At 34.5% G+C, this 16,681-nt stretch carries 22 protein-coding genes; 20 read left to right on the top strand and 2 right to left on the bottom strand.

What is annotated here, in order from left to right; genetic code table 11:
* The 20 genes from BLQ19_RS07550 (at position 1) to BLQ19_RS07465 (ending at position 15,088) form a co-directional block, all read left to right on the top strand.
* The gene (locus tag BLQ19_RS07550; RefSeq protein WP_024482288.1) at positions 1–426 is read left to right on the top strand and encodes a bactofilin family protein; all 426 of its coding nucleotides are present in this window, start codon (positions 1–3) and stop codon (positions 424–426) included.
* The gene (locus BLQ19_RS07545) at positions 404–631 is read left to right on the top strand and encodes an AtpZ/AtpI family protein (RefSeq protein ID WP_013550338.1); all 228 of its coding nucleotides are present in this window, start codon (positions 404–406) and stop codon (positions 629–631) included. The genes BLQ19_RS07550 and BLQ19_RS07545 overlap by 23 nt, the downstream gene beginning before the upstream one ends.
* 4 nt (positions 632–635) lie before the next feature.
* The gene (locus BLQ19_RS21770) at positions 636–1,013 is read left to right on the top strand and encodes a DUF6168 family protein (protein ID WP_367888687.1); all 378 of its coding nucleotides are present in this window, start codon (positions 636–638) and stop codon (positions 1,011–1,013) included.
* 93 nt (positions 1,014–1,106) lie between these two features.
* Positions 1,107–2,303 carry a F0F1 ATP synthase subunit A gene (gene atpB / locus BLQ19_RS07540; protein ID WP_074537911.1) on the top strand — a complete coding sequence of 399 codons (1,197 nt, stop codon included), beginning with the start codon at positions 1,107–1,109 and terminating at the stop codon, positions 2,301–2,303.
* A gap of 39 nt (positions 2,304–2,342) precedes the next feature.
* The gene (gene atpE, locus BLQ19_RS07535; protein WP_024482291.1) at positions 2,343–2,534 is read left to right on the top strand and encodes an ATP synthase F0 subunit C; all 192 of its coding nucleotides are present in this window, start codon (positions 2,343–2,345) and stop codon (positions 2,532–2,534) included.
* Positions 2,535–2,627: 93 nt separating this feature from the next.
* Positions 2,628–3,125 carry a F0F1 ATP synthase subunit B gene (locus BLQ19_RS07530; protein WP_024482292.1) on the top strand — a complete coding sequence of 166 codons (498 nt, stop codon included), beginning with the start codon at positions 2,628–2,630 and terminating at the stop codon, positions 3,123–3,125.
* Between the two features lie 4 nt (positions 3,126–3,129).
* Complete coding sequence (gene atpH, locus BLQ19_RS07525; RefSeq protein WP_074537910.1) at positions 3,130–3,669, top strand: ATP synthase F1 subunit delta; 540 nt, start codon at positions 3,130–3,132, stop codon at positions 3,667–3,669.
* A gap of 56 nt (positions 3,670–3,725) precedes the next feature.
* The gene (gene atpA, locus BLQ19_RS07520) at positions 3,726–5,306 is read left to right on the top strand and encodes a F0F1 ATP synthase subunit alpha (protein ID WP_024482294.1); all 1,581 of its coding nucleotides are present in this window, start codon (positions 3,726–3,728) and stop codon (positions 5,304–5,306) included.
* An 87-nt stretch (positions 5,307–5,393) separates the two neighbouring features.
* Positions 5,394–6,257: an ATP synthase F1 subunit gamma gene (gene atpG, locus BLQ19_RS07515; RefSeq protein ID WP_074537909.1), complete on the top strand. Its 864-nt coding sequence runs from the start codon at positions 5,394–5,396 to the stop codon at positions 6,255–6,257.
* Positions 6,258–6,446: 189 nt separating this feature from the next.
* Positions 6,447–7,280, top strand: a complete 834-nt coding sequence (locus BLQ19_RS07510; protein WP_074537908.1) for an alpha/beta fold hydrolase — start codon at positions 6,447–6,449, stop codon at positions 7,278–7,280.
* A gap of 6 nt (positions 7,281–7,286) precedes the next feature.
* Complete coding sequence (locus BLQ19_RS07505) at positions 7,287–7,622, top strand: RNA polymerase sigma factor (RefSeq protein ID WP_254788276.1); 336 nt, start codon at positions 7,287–7,289, stop codon at positions 7,620–7,622.
* Positions 7,577–7,786 (top strand): RNA polymerase sigma factor, encoded by a 210-nt coding sequence (locus tag BLQ19_RS21765; RefSeq protein WP_367888689.1) that lies wholly within the window; start codon positions 7,577–7,579, stop codon positions 7,784–7,786. The genes BLQ19_RS07505 and BLQ19_RS21765 overlap by 46 nt, the downstream gene beginning before the upstream one ends.
* On the top strand, positions 7,773–8,327 hold the full coding sequence (locus BLQ19_RS07500) for a hypothetical protein (RefSeq protein WP_074537907.1): 555 nt from the start codon (positions 7,773–7,775) through the stop codon (positions 8,325–8,327). Before BLQ19_RS21765 ends, BLQ19_RS07500 begins: the two co-directional genes overlap by 14 nt.
* A 97-nt stretch (positions 8,328–8,424) precedes the next feature.
* On the top strand, positions 8,425–8,943 hold the full coding sequence (locus tag BLQ19_RS07495) for a hypothetical protein (protein WP_074537906.1): 519 nt from the start codon (positions 8,425–8,427) through the stop codon (positions 8,941–8,943).
* A gap of 50 nt (positions 8,944–8,993) precedes the next feature.
* On the top strand, positions 8,994–10,460 hold the full coding sequence (locus BLQ19_RS07490; RefSeq protein ID WP_074537905.1) for a lipopolysaccharide biosynthesis protein: 1,467 nt from the start codon (positions 8,994–8,996) through the stop codon (positions 10,458–10,460).
* 33 nt (positions 10,461–10,493) lie between these two features.
* Positions 10,494–10,928, top strand: coding sequence for a dUTP diphosphatase (dut, locus tag BLQ19_RS07485; RefSeq protein WP_025616241.1), 435 nt, complete (start codon positions 10,494–10,496; stop codon positions 10,926–10,928).
* A gap of 118 nt (positions 10,929–11,046) precedes the next feature.
* Positions 11,047–12,063, top strand: a complete 1,017-nt coding sequence (locus BLQ19_RS07480) for a sugar nucleotidyltransferase (protein WP_024482301.1) — start codon at positions 11,047–11,049, stop codon at positions 12,061–12,063.
* A gap of 65 nt (positions 12,064–12,128) precedes the next feature.
* A complete protein-coding gene (locus BLQ19_RS07475; protein WP_074537904.1) occupies positions 12,129–13,076 on the top strand; it encodes a tetratricopeptide repeat protein in 948 nt (315 codons plus the stop codon).
* A gap of 6 nt (positions 13,077–13,082) precedes the next feature.
* Positions 13,083–13,853 carry a lipoprotein insertase outer membrane protein LolB1 gene (gene lolB1 / locus BLQ19_RS07470; protein ID WP_074537903.1) on the top strand — a complete coding sequence of 257 codons (771 nt, stop codon included), beginning with the start codon at positions 13,083–13,085 and terminating at the stop codon, positions 13,851–13,853.
* A 2-nt stretch (positions 13,854–13,855) separates the two neighbouring features.
* Positions 13,856–15,088: a murein hydrolase activator EnvC family protein gene (locus tag BLQ19_RS07465; protein ID WP_074537902.1), complete on the top strand. Its 1,233-nt coding sequence runs from the start codon at positions 13,856–13,858 to the stop codon at positions 15,086–15,088.
* 44 nt (positions 15,089–15,132) lie between these two features.
* On the opposite strand, the gene BLQ19_RS07460 is transcribed toward BLQ19_RS07465, so the two are convergent.
* Together BLQ19_RS07460 and BLQ19_RS07455 are read right to left on the bottom strand one after the other, a co-directional pair.
* Positions 15,133–15,660: an acyl-CoA thioesterase gene (locus BLQ19_RS07460; protein ID WP_025616246.1), complete on the bottom strand. Its 528-nt coding sequence runs from the start codon at positions 15,658–15,660 to the stop codon at positions 15,133–15,135.
* A gap of 57 nt (positions 15,661–15,717) precedes the next feature.
* Positions 15,718–16,668, bottom strand: a complete 951-nt coding sequence (locus BLQ19_RS07455; protein WP_074537901.1) for an HU domain-containing protein — start codon at positions 16,666–16,668, stop codon at positions 15,718–15,720.
* Between the last annotated feature and the right edge of the window lie 13 nt (positions 16,669–16,681).

The raw sequence follows: 16,681 nt of genomic DNA, 5'->3' as shown, positions 1-16,681 counted from the left end.
ATGTTTTCAGACAATAAAAAGCAAAAACCTAAAACAATGACAGAACTAGGAGGACAACCAAACAGAATTGAAAAAAACACTCGTATTAAAGGAGACATTATTTCTGAAGCAGATTTCAGAATTGATGGTAAGTTAGATGGGAATGTAAAAACTTCTGGAAAAGTTGTTATTGGTAAAGATGGCTATATCCACGGAAAAGTGGAATGCGTAAATGCAGATATTGAAGGAAGCTTCAATGGTGAGCTTTTAGTATCTGATCTTTTATCTTTAAAGTCCTCTGCCGTTATAGAAGGTGTAGTTTCTGTAGCAAAACTAGCTGTAGAACCAGGCGCAACATTTAATGCCGCTTGTACTATGGGAGGTGGTAAATTACCTTCTCAAAACAAAACAGCTAATACTGCAAATGGAACCGCAAAAGCCTCGTAAAAAAATTAACAAGGGTTTACAAACTGCAACAAAACTTTCAGGAATAGGGATCCAAATGGGCCTTACCATTTATTTAGGAAACTTATTAGGTTCTTGGCTAGACGAAAAATACGCAACAAATTATTTAGAAATTTCTATCACACTTGTTGCTATCTTTGTATCTATGTATTCCATGATACGTCAAGCCAATAACCTTAACAAATAAAGTTTTGCTAAAATCTATTTTACAATACATCATTGTATTTACCTTATTATTTCTAGTGGGTACATATACCCACTTAGCCATTCTAGACAACTCAATTCCTTTTCCTTTAGGGAAAATGTATCTCTTTCATTATCTCTTCTCCTTAGGCATCTGTATACTCTTTGCCTATCTTGCTTTTTCAGATATCCTAAAAGAACAATTAGGATTAATATACCTAGCTGCACTTTTTTTAAAGCTAATTTTCTTTGCCATAGTATTTAAAAGCGCTGTTTTTAGCGAGACAGTTATACCCCGCATAGACCGGTTTTCAATGTTGATTCCTCTTATTCTATTTCTATTCGTAGAGGTACTATATATCTCAAAAATTCTAAAGAAAATCTAGTTGAATAATTATTACACTAAATTTATTTGATTTTTATTTTTAATAACTACCTTTGCGCAAAATTTTAGGAAGTCAATTTTCGAAATATTTATAATGAATATAGCATCAAAATACATTAGTAGAGTAGCTTTATTAATTATCCTTACATTCTCATTACAAGGGTTTTCCATGTCTGATCCAGAAAAGGAAGCGCATGTGGAGGCTACAGAAGGTAAGATAAACACTAAAGAGGGGATTGACAATTATATCAAGCATCACCTTAAAGATTCTCATGATTTTCACTTGTATTCGTATACAAATGATGCTGGGGAGGGAAAACATATTGGTTTTCCACTACCTGTAATCTTATGGTCAAGTAATGGATTAGTTACTTTTATGTCATCAGAATTTCATCATGATGATAACGGTCAAGTTATCGTAAATCGCGGTGGTTCTAAATTCACTAAACTTCACAGTGTTATTTATGAGTTAGACGCTAATGCAACAGCCATTAGCTTCGATGAACACCATCACCCAGAAAACGCGCATAAACCTTTAGACTTTTCAATCACTAAAAGTGTTTTCGGAATGTTATTAGCTGGTTTGTTAATGATTTTAGGTTTTAGAGCATTAGCTAGCGGTTATAAGAAAAGCCCAATCCCAACCGGATTCGCTCGCGTATTAGAGCCGTTGGTATTATATGTACGCGACGAAATAGCAAGACCAAACATTGGCGAGAAGAATTACCGTAAATTTATGGGCTTTTTATTAACGGTCTTTTTCTTTATTTGGGTATTAAACTTATTAGGCTTAACACCACTAGGATTTAACGTTACAGGGCAAATTGCCGTAACAGTTTGTTTGGCTTTATTTACCTTCTTAATCGTTCAATTTAACGGAAATAAAGAATACTGGAAGCATATTTTCTGGATGCCAGGCGTTCCTGTATTAATGAAAATAGCTTTGATACCTGTTGAATTGCTAGGTATTTTAACTAAACCATTTTCATTATTTGTACGTTTATTTGCAAACATTACCGCGGGTCACTCTGTCGTAATGGGTATTGCAGCATTGATGATCTTATTAAAAGCACAGTTTGGAACTGTTGGAGCAACAGGTATATCTGTCTTCCTTACACTATTCTTAACAGTTATAGAATTATTAGTAGCCTTTTTACAGGCGTATATTTTCACGATGTTATCGTCGCTATTTATTGGTATGGCGGTAGCAGAACATGATCACGAACACGAGCATGATGCTCATGGCCATGAAGTTGCCGATACAGAAGACGTAAGAGCAGATTTTATTTAACGAGAGTTTATTTTTTAATTTAATATAAATCAATTTAGTATGTACAATTTAATTGGAGCAGGATTAATCGTAATCGGTGGTGGTATCGGTTTAGGGATGATTGGTGGTAAAGCAATGGAAGGTATTGCTCGTCAACCTGAAGCAGCTGGTAAAATCCAAACTGCGATGATCATTATCGGAGCATTATTAGAAGGTTTAGCATTCGGTGCTTTACTTTTAGGTAAAAACTAATTTCCGATCAAAGCAAATTGAAGCACAGTACTAACGGTTGGTTATTACTGTGCTTTAAAAAGTAAACTAATAAATAACACAGAATAACATCGTATGGATATTTTTAACGATTTTCCAATAGGCTTATTTTTCATGCAAGCTTTTATCCTATTAATCTTAATTGCATTAATGGTTAAATTTGCTTGGAAACCAATTTTAAATTCTTTGAACGAAAGAGAAACTGGTATTGCTGATGCACTTGCTGCTGCTGAAAAAGCCAAAAAAGAAATGCAAAACATTACTGCTGATAGTGAGCGTTTATTACAAGAAGCTCGTGCTGAAAGAGAATCAATGATTAAAGATGCGCGTGAGATTAAAGATAAAATGCTAGCTGATGCTAAAGATCAAGCAAAAGCAGAAGGTGATAAAATGCTAGCCAATGCTCAAGAAGCAATTCTTAGTGAGAAAAAAGCAGCAGTTGCAGATATTAAAAATCAAGTAGCTACTTTATCTGTAGAAATTGCAGAAAAAGTAATTAAAGAACAATTAGCTAACAAAGACAAGCAATTACAATTGGTTGAGAATATGTTAGGTGATATCAAATTAAACTAGAAGCATGAGCGAATCTAGAGCTGCAATACGTTACGCAAAGGCTACCTTAGACCAGGCTATTGATAATAAAGCCTTAGAAGCTATGGAAGCAGACATGCGTTCTATTGTTGATACCATAAGCGAAAGCAAAGAGCTATCTGATGCTTTAAGCAGTCCTATTGTTAATAGTGCTGATAAAAAGAATATCTTGCTAGCGGTTTTCAAAGACACTAATGCAATTACAAAAGGCCTTATTGGTGTTTTAGTAGACAATAAAAGAATTTCGTTATTAAACGAAGTTGCTTTAAAGTATCTTATTATTAATGAAGATTTAAAAGGACAAGGTGTTGCGTTTGTAACTACTGCTGTGCCTTTAACAGCCGATTTAGAAAAAAAGATCCTTGATAAAGTAATAGAATTAACTGGAAAAAAAGTGGTACTTAAAAGCACTATCGACGAAAAAATTCTAGGAGGTTTTGTTTTACGCGTAGGTGATTTACAGTACGATGCAAGCATCGCTAGTAAATTAGGAAATTTAAAAAGAGAATTTACAAACAGTTTATAATTATAATAACGTAGTCGCCGGTGTAAATTTGCGCTACAACTTATATCATTAATAACATGGCAGGAGTAAAAGCCGCTGAAGTATCAGCAATATTAAAACAGCAATTATCAGGATTTGAAGCTACAGCCTCTTTAGACGAAGTAGGTACAGTTTTACAAATTGGTGATGGTATTGCAAGAGTTTACGGATTATCTAACGTACAATATGGTGAGTTAGTAGAATTTGAAGGCGGGTTACAAGGTATCGTTCTTAACTTGGAAGAAGACAACGTTGGTGTTGTACTTTTAAGTCCTTCTAGAGACATCAAAGAAGGTACTGTAGTTAAAAGAACTCAGACTATTGCTTCTATTGAAGTTGGTGAAGGTATTGTTGGCCGTGTTGTAAATACATTAGGAAAACCAATTGACGGTAAAGGCGCTATTGCTGGTGAACTATACAAATTACCTTTAGAGCGTAAAGCTCCAGGTGTTGTTTACCGTCAACCCGTTACAGAACCATTACAAACAGGTATTAAAGCAATTGATGCTATGATTCCTGTAGGTAGAGGACAACGTGAGTTGGTTATTGGTGACCGTCAAACAGGTAAAACTACGGTTTGTATTGACGCTATCTTAAATCAAAAAGAATTTTACGATGCTGGGAAACCGGTATATTGTATATATGTTGCTATAGGTCAAAAAGCATCTACAGTAGCAAACATTGCACAAACATTAGAAGACAACGGAGCTTTAGCCTATACTACTATTGTAGCGGCTAACGCATCAGACCCTGCTTCTATGCAAGTTTACGCACCATTTGCAGGAGCTGCAATTGGAGAGTACTTTAGAGACACTGGTAGACCAGCTTTAATTATCTATGATGATTTATCTAAACAAGCGGTTGCCTACAGAGAAATTTCTCTTTTATTAAGAAGACCACCAGGACGTGAAGCGTATCCAGGTGACGTTTTCTACCTACACTCTCGTTTATTAGAGCGTTCTGCAAAAATCATTGCAAATGATGCTATTGCGAAAGACATGAATGATTTACCAGATGCGTTAAAGCCTATCGTAAAAGGTGGTGGTTCTTTAACTGCATTACCAATTATTGAAACACAAGCAGGTGATGTTTCTGCATATATCCCAACAAACGTAATTTCTATTACTGATGGACAGATATTCTTAGAGCAAGATTTATTCAACCAAGGAGTACGTCCAGCAATTAACGTAGGTATATCTGTATCTCGTGTTGGTGGTAACGCCCAGATTAAATCAATGAAAAAAGTCGCAGGTACTTTAAAACTAGATCAAGCACAGTTCCGTGAATTAGAAGCGTTTGCTAAGTTTGGTTCAGATTTAGATGCTGCCACATTAAACGTTATTGAAAAAGGACGTCGTAATGTTGAGATCTTAAAACAAGCACAAAACGATCCTTTTACAGTTGAAGATCAAGTTGCTATTATCTATGCAGGTTCTAAAAACTTATTAAGAGATGTTCCTGTAGAGAAAATTAAAGAGTTTGAGCGTGATTTTATTGAGTTTTTAAATGCAAAACATAGAGACACTTTAGATTCTTTAAAAGCAGGTAAATTAACAGATGAAGTTATCGATGTATTAACTTCAGTTTGTAAAGATTTATCAGCGAAATATAAAAAATAATTTTAGGTATTAAGTACTCAGTATTCAGTACAAAGCGATTCTGAACTAACACAATCACCTTGTACTGAATATTACATACTAAGAAATATGGCAAACTTAAAAGAAATACGTAACAGGATAGCATCAGTTTCTTCAACAATGCAGATTACCAGTGCCATGAAAATGGTATCTGCTGCAAAATTGAAAAAAGCACAAGATGCCATTACTGCAATGCGTCCTTATTCAGATAAGCTTACTGAACTTTTACAAAGTTTAAGTGCTAGTCTTGAAGGTGATGCTGGTAGTGTATATGCACAAAACCGTGAGGTAAATAAAGTATTGGTAGTGGCTATAACTTCAAACAGAGGTTTATGTGGCGCTTTCAACACTAACATTATCAAGCAGAGTATGCTTTTAGCGAACCAAACATATGCAGGTAAGCAAGTAGAATTTATGGCTATCGGAAAGAAAGCCAATGATATTCTTAAAAAGAAATATACTGTTATTGAAAATCATAGCTCAGTTTACGAAGATTTAACTTTTGAAGCTGTTTCTGCAATTGCTGAAGAATTAATGGCATTATTTACGAATGGCACTTACGATAAGATTGAGATTGTGTATAACAAGTTCAAAAATGCAGCTACTCAAATTGTAATGACCGAACAATTTTTACCAATTGTTCCGGTATCAGGAGAAGCGGCTACAACGGCAGCTGATTATGTATATGAGCCTTCTAAGTTTGAAATTGTAGAGCAATTAATTCCTAAGTCTTTAAAAACACAATTATATAAAGGGGTAAGAGATTCTTTTGCTAGTGAGCATGGAGCGCGTATGACAGCAATGCATAAAGCTACAGATAATGCTACTGAATTAAGAAATCAATTAAAACTGACGTACAACAAAGCCAGACAAGCTGCAATTACTAATGAAATATTAGAAATTGTTGGTGGTGCGGAAGCGTTAAGCAATTAGACGGAACAATAGTGAAGTCAAATTTAACTATATAGACATCCTAAAAACACTGTCTATCAGAACAAACAAACACTTATAGAAAACCTCGCTTTTAGCGGGGTTTTTTTATACCCTAAAAATAAATACTATAAAATGATGTAACATTTTTAAACAAATGAATCTAAAGGGTACTTAACTAAAACTATCACAATGAAATTAAAATTATTAGTTGCCGTTTTCGCTCTCAATTTAAACATAAGCTTAAATGCTCAAGAATACCCATTTCAAGTGGAGGTTTCAGGAAAAGGAGAACCGATCTTGTTATTTTCAGGATTTACTTGTACAGGAGCCGTTTGGAACGATGTTATTAAAGACCTGTCTAAAAATTACGAATGCCATGTATTCACCTTTGCAGGTTTTGGTGATGTGCCCGCTATAAAGACTCCATGGCTAGCTGAAATTAAGAATGGCGTTTCTAAATACATTATAGCTAAAAAATTGAAAAAACCCACCGCAATTGGTCATAGTCTTGGTGGCACCTTAGCCCTTTGGATGGCTTCAGAAAAGGATTATTTTTCTATAATCATTTTAATTGATGCCTTGGCCTCTACCGGAGCCTTAATGATCCCCAACTTTAAAAGTGAATTTATCACCTACGACAATCCATATAATGCTCAGCTCTTAAAAATGAACGCTGAAGAATTTTCTACCATGGCAAAACAGATGGCACAGGGAATGACTATGAATACCGAGAAAAGACAACAAATTGTAGAATGGATGGTACAAGCAGATAGAAATACTTATGTTAATGGCTATACCGATTTACTGAAGCTAGACTTAAGGGAAACTATCGCCACTGTAAAAACTCCAATTACAATTTTAGCCGCAACACAACCTTACGACGAAGATACCTTTAAACAAACATATCAAGCGCAATACAAAAACTTAGAGGACTATACTATAAAATTTGCACCTGACTCAGCCCACTTCATTATGTTTGACCAGCCCGAATGGTTAATAAAAGAAATAAAGCTGGCCTTATAATCTCCTATGACGCATTTAGAGGACCATTTTAAAGCTATTTACCAAGATAACCACCCTAAGGTATACCGAATGTGTTTAGGGTACGCCTCCGGTGATCAAATGCTCGCTGGTGATTTTTGCCAAGAAGTATTTATTAAAGTCTGGGAGCACCTACCTTCCTTCAGGAATGATGCTTCAATCTCTACGTGGATTTATAGAATAACCGTGAATACCTGCTTGGTAAGTTTGAGAAAAAAAAGGAATATCCCATTGTCCAAAATACTGGGTACGGTAGGAATTCAAAATCCTGAAAATGAATTACAAGACAAGGAAAAAAATTTCAAACACTCTATCAATGTATAGACCAACTCAGCAAAGACAATAAAAGCATCATTCTATTAGAATTGGAAGGAATACCGCAAAAAGAAATTGATAGCATCATGGGAATAAGCCACGAAGCCATTAGAATCCGAATTCACCGAATAAAAAATGAATTAACTAAATGTGTACAAAATGACAACATTTGAGGAACTAAAAACACAGCGGGCCGAGCAAGATATTATAGCCACCCCTAGCCAAGGACATGAAGCCATTTTGAAAAAGGTGAATTTCATAAAGAAAAAACAAAAACTAACCAATGGAATATTAACGACTACAGTAATTATACTTGTAGCGTTCTTCATATATATAGCAGCATATAATCAAAGTATGACAGCTATAGGCCTGGCCTTAATGATTACAGCATTAGTAATAAGAATACTAATTGAGCTGATAAGTACCAAAAAAATAAGAAGCTTAGAAATCGCCGCAAAAGCAAGTGCATATAAGAAAAATGTAGCCTTATATTATCAAGAGCGCAAAAAAATACATTTTATATGGACTCCTATTTTAATAGTGGTTTACATACTGGGCTTTGTGCTTCTATTACCTTCTTTTAAAGAAAATTTATCTCCGGGATTTTTTCTTTACATAACAATTTCATTTCCCATTATAATGACTGTTTTAAGCACATTTATATACAAGAAAATAAATTTTGAACTTAATCTATTGCAGCAATTGAAGCAGTAAGGTCCAAAAGAATTTAATACTGAAAATTTTAATTCCTTAACCAATTGGCATCACTTTTGAATATATTCGTGTCATAAGATAATTTAAACTGTTAGAAATGAAAAACTTAGTATACATCTATTTCATTGCATTACTTGGACTTGGAAGCTGTGCATCACAAAAGAACATGGAAGCAAAACCTCCCTTTGTTATTGATCATCCCACTTCTCAAAAATGGGTTAGAGGTAAAGAAGAAAGTGCTACTGGAATTGACGTTGTATTACCAATCACGCAGATAATGGATGAAAATGTATCTTTTCAGCACCTCTATTTTAGAGGACACGTAACCACAGTAAAAAAAGAAATTATTGATGGCAAACAATTTGTAAGTGCTAAAATTACGATCAAGAAAATTCCAAGGCCCGATATTATTATGCATGCAGATCCAAGGAAAGAAGTAGGCAACCAACCTCCGCACTTAAAGAAAGAGCCTATAGCCGAATACCCTTATGAGTTAGACAATGATGAGGCGGTACTTTCTTATATAGAAAATGACGGTAAAAAAGTTAAATACACTAAAATTAGTAAGATTAAAGAAAAACAGCCCTTACTATATTCTAGCAAACCAAGGAACTAACTTTGTAGAGAGCGTTTAAATACCTACTTTTAACGCCTAATTTTCAACGGTTGAATGCATTTAAAAAACTTTTTAAACAGACCTTTGTATATGGGCTGGCAACAGTGCTACCCAGAATGCTATCGTTTATCTTGGTGCCGATATATACTGGAGTAATGCCCGACCCGGCATTATATGGTAGAATATCTGTTATTTTTTCTTGGATTGCCATTTTTAACGTGTTTCTAGCCTACGGAATGGAAACATCATTTTTTAGATTTTTCTATAAGGCTGAAGATAAAAATAAAGTGATTTCCACGTCACTGATTTCTATTCTTGCGTCTACCACCCTATTTTTTGTAGTTGCCTATATTTTTAGAAACTATTTTGCGGCTTGGAGTGATATTGATGTAACCTACATCAAATATGCTATTTACATTTTAGCCTTAGATGCTTTAGTAATTATCCCATTTTCATGGTTACGCGCCACCGAAAAATCGATGCGGTATGCCATCATAAAAATTGTAAATGTTGCCATAAATTTAGGACTGAATGTCTTCTTTCTAATTTACCTTCCAACAATCGTAGAACAAAATCCGTCTAGTGCATTAGCCTGGATGTATAAACCGGACTTTCAGATTTCCTATATTTTCATTTCAAACTTAATTGCTAGTGCTTTTACTTTAGTGGTAATGTTAGAACTCTACTTTAAAAACAACTATATATTTGACAAAGAGCTCTGGCGAAAAATGATGAAATACGCTTGGCCAATATTAATTGCCGGAATTGCATTTACCATTAATGAAGTTTTTGATCGTATTTTATTAGAAAGTTTACTGCCGGAAAACATAGCCGAATCAGAAGTAGGTAAGTACTCTGCCTGTTATAAGTTAGCTGTTTTCATGACACTATTTGCTACAGGTTTTAGATTGGGTATAGAACCTTTCTTCTTCAGCCATTCAAATTCTGAAAACCCACAAAAAGCATATGCACAAATCACCAACTACTTTGTAATACTAGGAAGTATAATCTTACTTGGCGTAATCGTATTTGCAGACGTATTAAAAGTACTTATCGTACAAAATGAAGCCTATTGGGAAGCAATGCCTGCTGTACCTTTATTAATTCTAGCAAGTTTCTTTTTAGGTATTTATCATAATTTATCGGTTTGGTACAAAGTAACAGACAAAACCCGCTATGGGGCTTTTATATCGGTAATCGGCGCTATCATTACCCTACTCATAAATTTCATCGCTATTCCCTATTGGGGCTATATGGCATCAGCACTGGCAACTGTAATGGCCTATGGCACGATGATGGTCTTATCTTATTGGATTGGAAAAAAACATTATCCAATTCCGTATAATATGCGAAAAATTCTATTTTATCTTGGGCTATCTATTCTTCTGTCTATTGTATCATTTTATATCTTTGACCAAAATTTAATTATTGGAATAATTTTACTCCTAATTTTTCTTGGTTTAGTATATAAGTTAGAGAATGAAAAGATTAGACAAATAATTTCAAACAAAAAATAGCTCTAAAAAAATAATTACATCCAAATACTTAAAATGGAAATAAAAATACTTAATAAATCTAATCACGAGTTGCCGCATTATGAAACTGGGGCCTCTGCAGGTATGGATCTTCGTGCTTTTGTACCAGAAGCCATTACTATTGCTCCTTTAGAACGTACAATTGTAAAAACGGGATTATTTATAGAACTCCCTGTTGGTTATGAAGCGCAAGTTAGACCACGAAGTGGGTTGGCTGCAAAAAAAGGAATAACTGTTTTAAACGCGCCTGGTACCATTGATGCAGATTATAGAGGAGAAATAGGTGTCATACTCGTTAATCTTTCCAATGAAGCATTTACCGTAGAAAATGGGGAGCGTATTGCACAATTAGTTATTGCTAAACATGAGCGCGCCACATGGACACTTGCTGAAGAATTATCTGAAACCAAGCGTGGTGAAGGTGGGTTTGGAAGTACTGGCGTAAAATAAGCCGTAGCTTACGGTAGAATATTTAGACGAAGCACCCGTTATCACTTTAAGTATTACATAAATAAAATATTAACTAAAAAATAAAATTCTTTTGTCTAAAAGGATTTAATATAGGATTATGAAAATTATTGTTCCCATGGCTGGTCGTGGATCACGACTCAGGCCACATAGTTTAACAGTTCCAAAACCATTAATTCCGGTAGCCGGAAAACCAATAGTACACCGTTTAGTGTCTGACATTGTTGGTGTATTAAATCAGCCTATAGAAGAAATTGCGTTTATTCTGGGAGATCCTGCTTTCTTTGGCGATGATGTTGTAGAAAGTTTAAAAGCATTGGCTGTAGAATTAGGTGCTAAACCAAGTATTTATCGTCAATTAGACCCAAAAGGTACAGGTCACGCCATTATGTGTGCAGAACCTTCATTAAGTGGACCCGCGGTAATTGCTTATGCAGATACACTCATCCGTGCAGATTTTGATTTAGACAAAGAAGCCGATAGTGTTATTTGGACCAAAAGAGTAGAAAACCCATCTGCCTATGGTGTAGTTAATCTTAATGACAAAGACGAAATCGTAGAATTGGTTGAGAAACCAGAAACCTTTGTAAGTGATCAAGCTGTTATTGGAATTTATTACTTTAAAGATGTAGCCGTTCTTAAGAACGAATTGCAGTATGTTTTAGATCACAATATCATTAATGGTGGTGAATACCAAATTAATGACGGTATTAAGCGTATGATGGCTGATGGCAAAGTGTTTAAAACAGGTACGGTAACAGAATGGATGGATTGTGGAAACAAAGCTGTAACGATAGAAACCAACCAACGTATGTTAGGTTTTCTTGAAAAAGATGGCGAACCACTAGTTGCTGCATCTGCTACTTTAGAAAATGCAAATATCATAGCACCTTGCTTTATAGGCGAAAATGTAGTGCTAAAAAATACTACTGTTGGTCCGTTTGTTTCTATTGGAAACAATACGGTTATTGAAAACTCAACTGTTAAGAATAGCTTAATACAGACCAATACTAAAATTTCAAATGCTAACTTAGACAATGCTATGATAGGAAATCATGTTGTCTTTAATGGCAATTTTGAATCGATAAGTATTGGTGATTATTCGGTATTAGAATAATTGCATTAAAAATAAACAACACTAGCCTTCTCTTGAACACGGAAGGCTAGCTTGTACTAAAACATATGAAAAGAAAGTTTTTGCTTACTTATGGTATTATAGGGATTTTTATGATCTCGAACCTAAGTATTGCGCAAAAACAAATAGATAGCGTAGAAGAAAACGCTGAGCTATTCCTTGAAGAATACTCCGATGATTTTCAAGAAAAATTCTTTGAAGGCCTTAAACAAAAAGGCATTGAAAATTATGACAAAGCCATACATCTATTCTTAGATTGTAAAAATATAGATCCTAAAGCTGAAGCTGTAGATCATGAACTTGCACAAGTATTTCGTGAGACAAAACAATTGGACTTTGCTCAAGAACATGCCATTAATGCCTTAAATAGTGACCCCGAAAACTATTGGTATTTACAGAATCTAGTGCGTATATTACAATTGAGAAGTGATGGTATCAGCTCGGTAGAATCTCAAATACCGTATGACAATCTTGCCCTCAAGAAGAATTTAGCGCTTGTGTATTATCAAATGGAAACTTACAATAGTGCTCTAACCATTTTAAATTCTTTAAAAGCATCAAAATTCACAGAAAACCTCTATTCAAAAATTAAAGCAGGCATAAAAGTTCAAGAGGAAAATAGCGAAACTTATAGTTACAGTACTACCGTTTCTAATAATACGAGAAACACAGAAAGTGGATCTATTGAGCATTATAAAAATTATATTTCTAATTTAATACGAAGTAAAAATTATATCATTCTAGACACCATCTCCAAAGAAGCATTGCAAAATTATCCTGCACAACCTTACTTCTATTACGCCAGAGGCTTAGCTTTAAACCATAAAAAAAGGTATAGAGAGGCTATTGCTGTATTGGAAGAATCTCTAGATTATATGCTAGATGACATCAGCTTATCTAACAAAATAAATAAAGAACTCTCTGTTGCCTATAATGGAATTAATAATACGGTTAAGGCAAACATGTATCTCAGAAAAATTAAACCCGGATTTTAAAACAAAATAAGCGTGTTAAAAAAAATAATATTTAGTATTTCAATTCTCTTCGTGGTTTCATGTAAATCGACAAAAATAGTAACAGGTGGTGCTATTGATGAAAGTCTGAGCTCAAAAGCAATCATCAAGGCGCATTATGCCAATGCTTTAGATTTTGAAACAATTTCGGGTAAAATGAAAATAGATTACGAAGATAAAAATGCGTCACAGGGATTCAGTGTTAGTCTTCGTATGGAAAAAGACAAGGCTATATGGATAAGTGCACCTCTAGGTATAGTAAAGGCATACATCACCCCAAAAAGAGTCTCTTTTTATAATAAGCTTGATAATACCTATTTTGATGGTGACTTCTCTTACTTAAGCAAATTATTGGGTACCGAATTAGATTTTGAAAAAGTACAGAGTTTGCTTTTAGGCCAAGCTATTTTGGATTTACGCGATGCTAAATATGATGTAAATGTGGCTAATGAAAATTACCAACTACAGCCTAAAAAAGCGTTAGAGTTATATAAAATCTTATTTCAAATAGAACCAAAATACTTTAGAGTTAGTAAAGAGCAAATTTCACAACCAAAGGAAGAACGTTTGCTGCAAATAAACTACACAAATTACCAGGAGATTGACAAAAAAATAATCCCTAATGAAATTGTCATTTCTGCTGCAATGGATGGTAATGAAAGCCTAATTGAAATTGAATACAAAAACATTGAGTTTGATCGTAGTTTAAAATTTCCTTACGATATACCAAACGGTTTTAAAGAGATTAGCTTAGATTAATTATGAGTTCAATTAAAACATATCTACCCTTTTTTGTTTTCATAGCGCTCTTACTCTGTGGCTTACAGGCAACTTATTCTCAAACCACAGAACAGAAGAACTTAGAAGCCAAGCGTGAAAGGCTTCAAAATGAAATCCGAGAAATAAACCGCCTTCTCTATGCCGAGAAGAAGGAAAAAGGAAATGTTTTAGATCAAATGAATGCGTTAGATAAGAAAATATCTGTACGCCAACAATTGATAAGAGTTACCAATGAACAATCTAATTTGCTAAACAGACAATTAAACGCAAACGTCAGAAATATTTCTAAACTAAAGAATGAACTAACAACGCTAAAAGAAGACTACGCATTGATGATTCAGAAGTCGTATCAGAACAAATCTAAACAGAGTAGACTAATGTTCTTACTTTCTTCAGAAAGTTTCTTCCAGGGCTTTAAACGGCTTCAGTACATGAAGCAATACACCAAGTTTAGAAAAGAACAAGGAGAACAGATTCTTTCAAAAACGGAAGAGCTTAATATTTTGAATGAAACACTCATTGCTCAGCGCAAAACAAAAGATCTTTTAATTGCTGAAAACACTGCCGCAAAAAAAGAGTTAGAAGTAGAAAAGAAAACTCAAGATGTACTTTTGAGTACCATTCGAAAAAATGAAAGCAAGTATACGGCTACAATTAAACAGAAAGAAAAAGAAGCCCGTAAAATTGACAGACAAATAGAGGGCTTGATAAAAAGCGCTATTGTTAGTTCTAATAAGAAAGCGGGAAACACAACCAAATCAGATAAATTTGTTTTAACGCCTGAGGCTACTGTCATTGCTAATAATTTCTCTTCAAATAAAGGAAAACTTATTTGGCCCGTAGAAAAAGGAATAAAAAGCATTGGGTTTGGGGTCTATAATGATGCGGTATATCCAGGAATAAAACACCAAAACAATGGTGTTATCATCGCAACTGATCAAGGCGCTAAAGCACGTGCCATATTTGAAGGAGAAGTTATAGCTGTCATTAGTGTGCCTGGTGGTAATAAAGGAGTGCAAATAAAGCATGGTAACTACATAAGTACTTATTACAATTTATCTTCCGTCTACGTTACAAAAGGAGATCATATAAAAGCAAAAGCTGAACTTGGCGAAGTTTTTACAAACACGAGTAGCAATCAAACGCTGTTGAAGTTTTATTTGTATCAGGATACCTCAAGACTCAACCCGGAAGAATGGATTTATAAGCTTTAAAAACAAGGCATAAAAAAAACCTCAACAAGTGAGGCTATTTTTTATTATTTAGTTGTTTCATCCGCTAAAAATAATGCTTTGAGTTCTGTAGCATCATGTGGTTTCATCTTACCCGCCAATACTAGGCTTAGTTGTTTTCTTCGTAATGCCGCCGCAAAACGATCTTTTTCTAAGTCGGTTTCCGGAAGTAATTGTGGCACCTCTGTTGGTTTCCCTGTATCATCTACAGCAACAAAGGTATAGATAGCATCATTAGCTTTAGATTTAGTCCCTGTAAAGCGGTCTTCCATCCAAACATCTATATACACCTCCATAGACGTCTTAAACGCTCTAGAAACAGCAGCCTCTACAGTTACAACACTCCCAACAGGGACAGATTGATTAAATGCTACGTGATTTACAGATGCAGTTACTGTAATTCTTCGGCTATGACGTCTTGCTGCAATACTTGCGGCACGATCCATTCTAGCTAATAATTCACCACCAAACAGATTATTTAAAGGGTTAGTTTCGCTAGGCAAAACCAAATCGGTTAAAATTGTTCTAGATTCACGAGGAGTCTTAGGCGTCATATCTTATTTTTTTGGCGAAGATACGTTCTTTAAATTGGCTTAAAAAACAGAATAATTTTATTCTTGAAACAACCAAGCATCACTAGATTCTGTCTGCTTGATTTTTCTCAAATAATTGATGGCATCGTTAGCTTCAGAAAAACTATCAAAAGCAACAACATGGAAACCAAACTTGTTTACCCCAATATAATTTGCATTATAGCCTTTAGATTGTAACTGCTCTATTTTCTTATCCGCATTTTCTTTCACCTTAAATGCACCCGCTACAATATGGTATTGTGTAGCTGCAATTGGAGCTTTAAATGATGCATGTAAGTTTACAACAGGCAATTCTAGTGGAGAAGCATCAAAGAAGGTAGCTTCCTCTATTTTTTTAGATACTTGCTTTTGAGCATCTTGTTGCACTAGCTGATCTATATTCTGATTTTCTTTATAAAAACGCAATCCAGATAAACCTAAAGATATTCCAAAGAATATAACTGCTGCATATTTCAGATAAGGTCTGAAAGAATGTTTAGCTCTTTGTTCCGGAGTGATGATAAACGGAATTTCTTCTTCTAATTTTACAACTTCTTCTTTTAGTACTTCTCTAGTAATTTTACCAGAAACACAAGAAGACAAACCAAATGAGGTCGTTAAGAAATTTACTTTTTCAAAAGGTTCAAATTGAATCTTAGCTTCTTTATTTAACCAAAGCTTACCAATATTCCCTAAGAATAAACGCTCACCTCTTTGCAATTGAGTTTTCCAATTTTTACCAATTGTTGCTAACTCCGTTAACATGGTCTCATAACTTGCCTTTTCAATATCGGCAACATAAGAAACCAACAAACCATCATTAGATATAAGCAATTCATTAAATGAAATAAACTTAGACGGCGGGTAAAATGTGTGGGTGTCTTGATCAATATAAGCAGATTTAGTCTGACTTAAAAATGCTCCAAACTCAGGTACTATAACGCAATTATACCTGTAAAGTAATTCCTCAATATGGTGTTCTAATCTCATCGTGGCAAAGATT

The organism is Cellulophaga baltica (assembly GCF_900102165.1).
In the GTDB taxonomy this organism is placed as follows: Bacteria; Bacteroidota; Bacteroidia; order Flavobacteriales; family Flavobacteriaceae; genus Cellulophaga; species Cellulophaga baltica.
This window is presented reverse-complemented; position numbering and strand designations above follow the sequence as displayed.